Genomic DNA, 7,855 nt, shown 5'->3' with positions numbered 1-7,855 from the left:
TTTGTTTATCGCGTCGCTGCGTTGTCTGCAGCAGAGAAACGAGATTATGCAGAGCTTTTTCGTCGCTGTCAACAACTCGTCGAAGAATTTTTATCCGTCAACTCGCTGCTAACCACCACTCAATCTACCGCCAATCGCCAACCACACAATCGACCGCAAACCCGCTCTACTCCTGCTTCTCCACCACTCAACACCACCACCTCCACTTGCGTTTCGGCGCTGTGTTTTGCAGCGAGGGGCGAACTATAGGCGGGTTCCCGGAGCTTGGCAACACCTTTGTCGTGACGGGCTGATGACGCGCTCGTGAAGAATAGCCGCCAGCCCTGTCTACGCATGGGATTGCGGCCGTAAAGGAGTCGCAACAGGAGGCCCGGGATACCCGATGCCGTTACTCGGGTATTCCCGAAGTCACCCCGCTGGGCCGTCGTTATTGGTGCTTGAACGTGGCGGCGCGCTTTTCGACGAACGCGCGCATACCTTCTTTCTGGTCTTCCGTGGCAAATGTGGAGTGGAACAGGCGCCGCTCAAGATGTACGCCTTCGCTGAGCGAAGTCTCGTAGGCCGCGTTGATCGACTCTTTGATCATCATGACCGTGGGGAGCGAGAACCCTGCAATAGTTTCCGCAGCCTGGATAGCCTCGTCGAGCAGCTTGTCGGCGGGAATGACGCGCGAGACCAACCCGGCGCGCTCGGCCTCTTCAGCGCCCATCATGCGAGCGGTCAAGCAGAGGTCCATCGCCTTGGCTTTGGAGACAGCACGCGGCAGGCGCTGCGTGCCGCCGGCGCCAGGCATGGTGCCAAGCTTGATTTCCGGCTGGCCGAACTTGGCCGTATCGGCGGCGAGAATGATGTCGCACATCATGGCCAGTTCACAGCCGCCGCCCAGCGCGTAGCCGGCCACCGCGGCAATCACCGGCTTGCGGATGCGGCGAATGGTTTCCCAGTTGCGCGTGATGTATTCGTTCTTATAGACCGTGGCGAAGTCGTAATCGGCCATGGCGCCGATATCTGCGCCCGCGGCGAACGCCTTTTCACTGCCGGTGATGACGATGGCACCGATGTTGGCGTCGGCATCGAAGGCAAGCAGCGCGGCGCCGAGTTCATCCATGAGCGCATCGTTGAGGGCATTGAGCGCCTTCGGACGATTGAGCGTAATAAGACCGACGCGGCCGCGCGTTTCGACCAGAATGTTTTCGTAGGACATGGAAGCTCCAGTTGGAATGGATGTAATATTAGCCGACCAACCGGTCGGTTAATCAATGAACCGATGACCGAGGAGGAGACAAGATGACTAGCCCGACCATTCTGCTTGACTGGCATGAACGCGTGGCAACCATCACGCTGAACCGGCCCGATCAGCTCAACAGCTTCACGGCCGGCATGCACCGGGAACTGCGCGAAGCGCTGGACAAGGTGGAGCGCCAGCGCGCCCGCGCCTTGATCCTGACCGGTGCGGGACGCGGCTTCTGCGCAGGGCAGGATCTCTCCGAACTCAATTTCACGCCCGGGCAGATGACCGACCTGGGCCAGCTCATCGACGAGCAATTCAACCCGTTGGTGCGCCGTCTGCGCGCCATGCCCCTGCCCGTGATTGCCGCTGTGAATGGCGTGGCCGCAGGCGCGGGCGCGAATCTGGCGCTGGCGTGCGACATCGTAATGGCCGCCGAGAATGCGTGTTTCCTCCAGGCCTTTGTAAAGATCGGGCTATTGCCGGATTCGGGCGGGACGTGGTTCCTGCCGCAGCGCATCGGTGTGGCGCGGGCGATGGGGCTGGCAATGCTGGGTGAGAAGCTCGACGCCAAGACTGCGCTCGCCTGGGGTCTGATCTGGGGCGTCTATCACGACGCAAAGATCCTGATGACGGAAGTGAATTGCATGGCCGACCACCTCGCCAAGCAGCCGACCCGGGCGCTAGCCGCCATCAAGCGCGCGATGCACGCAGCGCCCACTCAGTCGCTCGACGCCCAGTTGGATCTGGAGCGCGACCTACAGCGCGAACTCGGCAACTCTCATGATTACGCGGAGGGCGTCGACGCGTTCCTCAACAAGCGCGTGGCGCATTTCACTGGCGAATAAGGACATCAGCGTGACGGAAACGGCCCTCCACGATGCACAGGCGCTGGCTGAAGCGGCCTGCGAAAGTATGTATGACGCCGACGCCTGCAGCCGCTGGCTCGGGATGCGCGTGGAGGCGGTCGCACCGGGCTATGCCCGGCTTTCCATGACGGTGCGGCCTGAATTCCTCAACGGACATCGCACCTGCCATGGCGGACTGATCTTCACGCTGGCCGATTCGGCTTTCGCGTTTGCCTGCAACAGCCATAACCACAACACAGTGGCGGCTGGGTGCAGCGTGGAATTCCTGCGCCCGGCGCATGGCGGCGATGTGCTCGTCGCCGAGGCAACCGAGCAGGTTTTGTCCGGCCGCCACGGCATCTACGACGTACGCCTGACAAACCAGGCCGGCGAGGTGGTCGCCATGTTTCGCGGCAAGTCTGCGCAGATTCGCGGCCACGTCATTCCGGTCCCTGGCAGCCCAGAATCCTAGTTCGACCTCGATATAAAGCCCCCACAAAACCGCATCACCATTAGAGGACGCCTCAGAACCTGTTCACGATCCGTAGCGAGCGGCCAGAGGTTGGCCCGCGAAGCGCCACCGTACCTGGGTACAGTGAGCAGCGCAGGGCCAAGATCGGGACGCGCAGCAGGATCGTGAGCAGGTTCGCACGACGGCGCCCCGAGGAGACCCGCATGCGCCCCCGCTCGACCGACCTGCCGCTCGATCCGATCGAGACTGCCAGCCGCGACGCCATCGAGGCACTGCAGCTTGAACGCTTGAAACACAGCCTGGCGCACGCGTACGAGAACGTGCCGGCCTACCGGGCAAAGTTCGACGCGGCGGGCGTGCATCCGTCGGATTTGCGGTCGCTTGGCGATCTGGCGAGGTTTCCGTTCACGACCAAGGCGGATCTGCGCGACAACTATCCGTTCGGGATGTTTGCGGTGCCGCAGGATCGGATCGCGCGCATCCACGCGTCGTCGGGCACGACGGGCAAACCCACGGTCGTCGGCTACACGCTGGCGGATATCGACACGTGGGCCGGGTTGGTGGCGCGTTCGATCCGGGCAGCGGGTGCACGGCGCGGCGACAAGGTCCACGTGAGCTACGGCTACGGCCTGTTCACCGGCGGTCTGGGCGCGCATTACGGCGTGGAGCGCGCGGGGCTGACGGCCATCCCGTTCGGCGGAGGGCAGACCGAACGACAAGTGCAGCTCATCCACGATTTTCAGCCGCAGATCATCATGGTCACGCCCAGCTACATGCTGGCAATTGCCGACGAGTTCGAACGCCAGGGCATAGACCCCGCCGCGTCGAGCCTGCAGATCGGCATCTTCGGCGCCGAACCATGGACGCCCGAAATGCGCAGCGCCATCGAAGCGCGCATGGGGCTTTCAGCGGTCGATATCTACGGCCTGTCGGAGGTGATGGGGCCAGGCGTGGCAAGCGAATGCGCCGAAACCAAGGACGGCCCGACCATCTGGGAAGACCACTTCTATCCAGAGATCATTGATCCCGACACTGGCGAGGTGCTGCCTGACGGCGAATTCGGCGAACTGGTCTTCACGTCGCTGACCAAGGAGGCGATGCCGGTGGTGCGCTATCGCACGCGCGACCTGACGCGGCTATTGCCTGGCACGGCACGTCCGGGCTTCCGGCGCATGGAAAAAATCACCGGCCGCTGCGACGACATGATGATCGTGCGCGGGGTGAACGTGTTCCCATCGCAGATCGAAGAATTGATCCTGAAGCACGCGGCGCTGTCACCGCACTACCAGTGCGTGCTCGGCAAGGAAGGGCCGCTGGATACGCTGACTGTGCGGATCGAGGCGGCACTGGGTGCGCCGGCGGATGCGGCCCAATCGGCGAGTCGTCAGCTGGCGCACGACATCAAGTCGTTGATTGGTGTGACGGCCGCGATCGAGACGCTGGCCAGCGGCGGGATCGAGCGCTCGGTCGGTAAAGCGCGCCGCGTGGTGGATTTGCGGCGCGGTTAGTCCGCCTCAGCGGGTAGCCACGCCGATGCTGCCACCCTTCGGCACGAGCACCCAAAGGCGGCCCGCCTGCTTCATGCGCCCGGCCAGATCGCCTGCGGCATCGCCATGGCCGAAGTAATAATCGGCACGCACGGCGCCGCGAATGGCTGAACCCACGTCCTGCGCAAAAACGAGTTTCTGGATCGGATCGGTCGACAGCGGCTTGGTTGTCGACAGAAACACCGGGGAGCCCAGCGGAATGTAAGTCGGGTCCACGGCAATCGAACGCTCGTCCGTGAGTGGCACGCCCAACTTGCCGATCGGCCCGCCCGTGTTGCCGGGCGTCTCGGCAAAGAACACGTAGCGCGGGTTGATATTGAGCATCTCTTCGACGCGGCCCGGATTGGCGCGTGCCCAGGCCTTGATGCCCTGCATGGTGGCCTGCACCGGTGTGATTTCGCCCGTGTCGAGCAGCCAGCGCGCAAATGACCGGAACGGCTGGTTGTTGGTGCCGCCCACGCCCAGGCGCATGATGCCGCCCTCTTCCAACTGGACCTGGCCCGAGCCCTGGATCTGCAGGAACGCCGCTTCGACCGGGTCGTCCACCCAGACAATCTCTTGCCCCTGGAGCGCCGGACTGCGGATCAATTGCGCACGGGCCGGCAGCGTCTTGCCGCGCCACGCAGCCGGCATGCGGTACAGCGGCGTCTGATAGGCCCCGTGGCGGGTGCGGGAGCCGCGCAGCAGCGGTTCGTAATAACCGGTGATGAGGCCGCTGTCCGTGCCGTCGTCCTTCACGACCCGATACGGCGTGAAGTTATCTTCAAAGAACACGCGCATGGCGATCGGGTCGCCTGCGTCGACCATCAGGCCGGCGGAGCACACGCGCGACCATTCGGCGCGGCGCTTCATCGCCTGGCAGTTCGATTGCAGTGCGGGCCAGGCGGAGGCGAGGTCATCGGCGGTCCAGCCGGACACGTCAGCCCAAGTGGCGGGGCTCAGATGCCCGCCGAGCGTGGCGCTGGGCGGTTGCGGCGTTTCGACGCGCGGCGGGGGGCCGCTCGTGCAGGCGGCAAGCAAGGCCGCGACCAGAGCGGCGGCCAGTCCGCCCCAGCGGCGACGGGTGGCGTTGCGTGCTGGTGTCAATGCGTCGAAGGTTGCTGCTGTCATGCGTGTTCCATCCTGTCCGATGCGGCCGCGGGCTTGGCTACAATGCCTCCCACCCGAGCTTCCCGCCGTCGACCATGAGCGAATTCTTTGAAAACCATCCGATGATGCTGTTCGGCCTGGAGGCCGGCGTGGCGCTGTTCCTGCTCATCTTCGTCGTGATCTGGACGATGTCGGGCGCCAAGAAGCACCCGCGCCCGCTGCGTGCCCCACCCGAGCATCCATCGCGCCACAGCGACGCTGCCAAGCCTTCGGAATCGACCAGCGCCGCCCCGAAAAATTCGCACCCGGCCAACTCCGACGCGCCCTGATTCCCGATCAGTGCAGCATGCGCGGCATCACCAGCGCAAATTCGGGGATGGGCGCCTCGAAGCGGTGACCGTCCTCGGCCACGCAGAAGTATTCGCCGCGCATCGTACCCACGGGCGTCTTGATGGTCGCCCAGCTCGTGTATTCGAAAGACTCGCCCGGCGGCAGCAGCGGCTGGTGGCCCACTACGCCCAGACCGTTCACTTCCTGCACCTGCTCGTCGGCGTCGGTAATCACCCAGTGGCGGGAAATGAGCTGGCTCGGCACGTCACCGGTGTTGCGGATGGTGATGGTATAGGCGAAGGCGTAGTTGCCCTGCTCCGGCTCGGATTGCTCCGGCAGATAGCGCGTCCGGACCTGGACGGTGAGTTCGTAGCTCGGCATGTCGATCCACAATCAGAATTGGCGCCCATTGTGCGGCATGGCTGTGGCAGCGGCAAGGCGCGGGCAGACGGCCGATCCGGCTAAAATAGCTGCCTCCTTTGCGCTTCTGCGCGCCTTATCCGTCCCCCATCATGTCCGCAGCCATCGATCCGTCCGGTTTCCGCATCGCCCCGTCCATCCTCTCCGCCGACTTTGCCCGCCTGGGCGAAGAAGTGCGCCGCGTGCTCGAATCGGGCGCCGACTGGATCCATTTCGACGTGATGGACAACCACTACGTGCCGAACCTGACCGTCGGGCCGCTCGTCTGCGAGGCGATCCGCCCGCACGCACAGAAGGACGGCAAGCCGGTGCCGATCGACGTGCACCTGATGGTCAGCCCCGTCGATCGCATCATCCCGGACTTTGCCAAGGCCGGCGCCGACCTGATCACGTTCCATCCGGAGGCGTCGGAGCACATCGACCGCTCGCTGGCGCTGATTCGCGACCACGGCTGCAAGGCTGGCCTCGTCTTCAACCCGGCCACGCCGCTGCACTACCTGGACCATGTGATGGACCGCCTGGATATGGTGCTGATCATGTCGGTCAACCCGGGCTTTGGCGGCCAATCGTTCATTCCGGAAGCGCTGAACAAGCTGCGCGCCGTGCGCCAGAAGCTCGACGCATACCAGGACAAGACCGGCCGCAAGATCCTGCTTGAGATCGATGGCGGCGTGAAGGCAGACAACATCGCCGAGATTGCCAAAGCCGGCGCCGACACCTTCGTCGCGGGTTCGGCCGTGTTCGGCAAGCCGGATGCGGATGGCGGCTACCGCGGCACCGTGGGCGCGCTGCGCCAAGCGCTGGCACCCCTGGCATGACGACGGGCGCGCTACCCGCCGGCCCCGTCCGCGCTGTCATCATCGACCTGGACGGGACGATGGTGGACACGGCAGGCGACTTCCACGCCGCCATCAACGCAATGCTGGAGGCACTTGGCGGCACGCCTGACATGCCTGCCGAGGAAGTCGTCAGCTACGTCGGCAAAGGTTCGGAAAACCTCGTGCGACGCGTGCTGGATGCGCGCTTGCCACCGGCCCAGGCAAATAGCCGCTTTGCGGAAGGCCTGGAGGCTTACCAGCGCGCCTACATCGCCATCAACGGCCAACACGTGACCGTCTACGGCGGCGTCCTCGAAGGGTTGACCGCACTGCGCGACATGGGCGTCGCCCTCGCGTGTGTGACAAACAAGCCACACGATTTCACGCAGCCGCTGCTCGCGCAGCTCGGCCTGAACACGTATTTCGACCTCGTCTACCCAGGCGACGCTTTCCCATATCGCAAGCCCGATCCGTACCCCATGCTGCGCGTGGCGGAGGCGTTTGGCGTGACACCGGCTGAAATCGTGGCCATTGGCGATTCGGAAAACGACGCCCGGGCCGCGCGTGCGGCCGGCATGCGCGTGCTCGCGGTGCCGTATGGCTACAACCACGGCCAGCCTATACAGGCCGCGGGAGCCGATGCTATAGTCGACACACTTTTTGCGGCAGCCGAGTTGATCCGGCCCCATGCAGAGCCACACAACGCTATCTCTGCCGCTTCCAACTGACGATCCATGTTCCTGAATCGCAAACGCGTCGACGCTGGTGGTGACCGGGGGGCTTGGCCCTGGCGGCCCTGGCACGCCCTCGTCCGGGCGTAAGCGTTTGCACGGCTGCTGATCGTTCTTCCCCGGTTTCGGCACTCTGGCGCGTCACAATCGCGCCGCCCAAACCACCTCGCTTCTCCTGCCCCAAACGCTGACCGCCCGCCGGTCTTCCGCTGGCCCGCTATCGGCTGCGGACGACCCTTGCGGGATCGCACGGTCGCTTTTACGACGTTCGCGCGTTCCCATCCCTGATGTTCTGCTAACGTTCCGACGGCATCATTGACGCTCTTGCGTTTGCCGTGGACCGAACGCATGCCGGTGGGCGCGCAACCGCCC

The 7,855-nt window shown here is 64.4% G+C and carries 10 protein-coding genes; 7 read left to right on the top strand and 3 right to left on the bottom strand.

Features of this window, described 5'->3' with window-relative positions; genetic code table 11:
• A partial coding sequence (locus ACTJK6_RS23680; RefSeq protein WP_440840291.1) for a hypothetical protein occupies positions 1–249 on the top strand: 249 nt, incomplete at its 5' end.
• A 178-nt stretch (positions 250–427) separates the two neighbouring features.
• On the opposite strand, the gene ACTJK6_RS23675 is transcribed toward ACTJK6_RS23680, so the two are convergent.
• Positions 428–1,204, bottom strand: coding sequence for an enoyl-CoA hydratase (locus tag ACTJK6_RS23675; protein WP_440818944.1), 777 nt, complete (start codon positions 1,202–1,204; stop codon positions 428–430).
• A gap of 83 nt (positions 1,205–1,287) precedes the next feature.
• Between ACTJK6_RS23675 and paaG the strand changes: the two genes are divergently transcribed.
• From paaG to paaK, 3 genes are all read left to right on the top strand, one after another.
• Entirely contained in the window at positions 1,288–2,076 is a 789-nt protein-coding gene (gene paaG, locus ACTJK6_RS23670; RefSeq protein WP_316871597.1) for a 2-(1,2-epoxy-1,2-dihydrophenyl)acetyl-CoA isomerase PaaG, read from the top strand.
• 4 nt (positions 2,077–2,080) lie between these two features.
• Positions 2,081–2,548 carry a hydroxyphenylacetyl-CoA thioesterase PaaI gene (gene paaI, locus ACTJK6_RS23665; protein WP_343620772.1) on the top strand — a complete coding sequence of 156 codons (468 nt, stop codon included), beginning with the start codon at positions 2,081–2,083 and terminating at the stop codon, positions 2,546–2,548.
• 203 nt (positions 2,549–2,751) lie between these two features.
• Complete coding sequence (paaK, locus tag ACTJK6_RS23660) at positions 2,752–4,056, top strand: phenylacetate--CoA ligase PaaK (protein WP_433865404.1); 1,305 nt, start codon at positions 2,752–2,754, stop codon at positions 4,054–4,056.
• Between the two features lie 6 nt (positions 4,057–4,062).
• Here paaK and mltA read toward each other — a convergent pair whose 3' ends face one another.
• Positions 4,063–5,205: a murein transglycosylase A gene (gene mltA, locus ACTJK6_RS23655; RefSeq protein WP_260804138.1), complete on the bottom strand. Its 1,143-nt coding sequence runs from the start codon at positions 5,203–5,205 to the stop codon at positions 4,063–4,065.
• Positions 5,206–5,279: 74 nt separating this feature from the next.
• On the opposite strand from mltA, the gene ACTJK6_RS23650 reads away from it, so the two are divergent.
• Positions 5,280–5,513: a hypothetical protein gene (locus ACTJK6_RS23650; RefSeq protein WP_322018787.1), complete on the top strand. Its 234-nt coding sequence runs from the start codon at positions 5,280–5,282 to the stop codon at positions 5,511–5,513.
• 7 nt (positions 5,514–5,520) lie between these two features.
• Here ACTJK6_RS23650 and apaG read toward each other — a convergent pair whose 3' ends face one another.
• Complete coding sequence (gene apaG / locus ACTJK6_RS23645; RefSeq protein WP_232041110.1) at positions 5,521–5,895, bottom strand: Co2+/Mg2+ efflux protein ApaG; 375 nt, start codon at positions 5,893–5,895, stop codon at positions 5,521–5,523.
• A gap of 131 nt (positions 5,896–6,026) precedes the next feature.
• Between apaG and rpe the strand changes: the two genes are divergently transcribed.
• Positions 6,027–6,752, top strand: coding sequence for a ribulose-phosphate 3-epimerase (rpe, locus tag ACTJK6_RS23640; protein WP_232041111.1), 726 nt, complete (start codon positions 6,027–6,029; stop codon positions 6,750–6,752).
• The gene (locus ACTJK6_RS23635) at positions 6,749–7,480 is read left to right on the top strand and encodes a phosphoglycolate phosphatase (RefSeq protein ID WP_440840290.1); all 732 of its coding nucleotides are present in this window, start codon (positions 6,749–6,751) and stop codon (positions 7,478–7,480) included. The genes rpe and ACTJK6_RS23635 overlap by 4 nt, the downstream gene beginning before the upstream one ends.
• The last annotated feature ends 375 nt before the right edge of the window (positions 7,481–7,855 follow it).

Source organism: Ralstonia sp. 22086, from assembly GCF_052045975.1.
Taxonomy (GTDB): domain Bacteria; phylum Pseudomonadota; class Gammaproteobacteria; order Burkholderiales; family Burkholderiaceae; genus Ralstonia; species Ralstonia wenshanensis.
The sequence above is the reverse complement of the archived record's forward strand: the minus strand, read 5'-3'. Positions and strand labels throughout refer to the sequence as shown.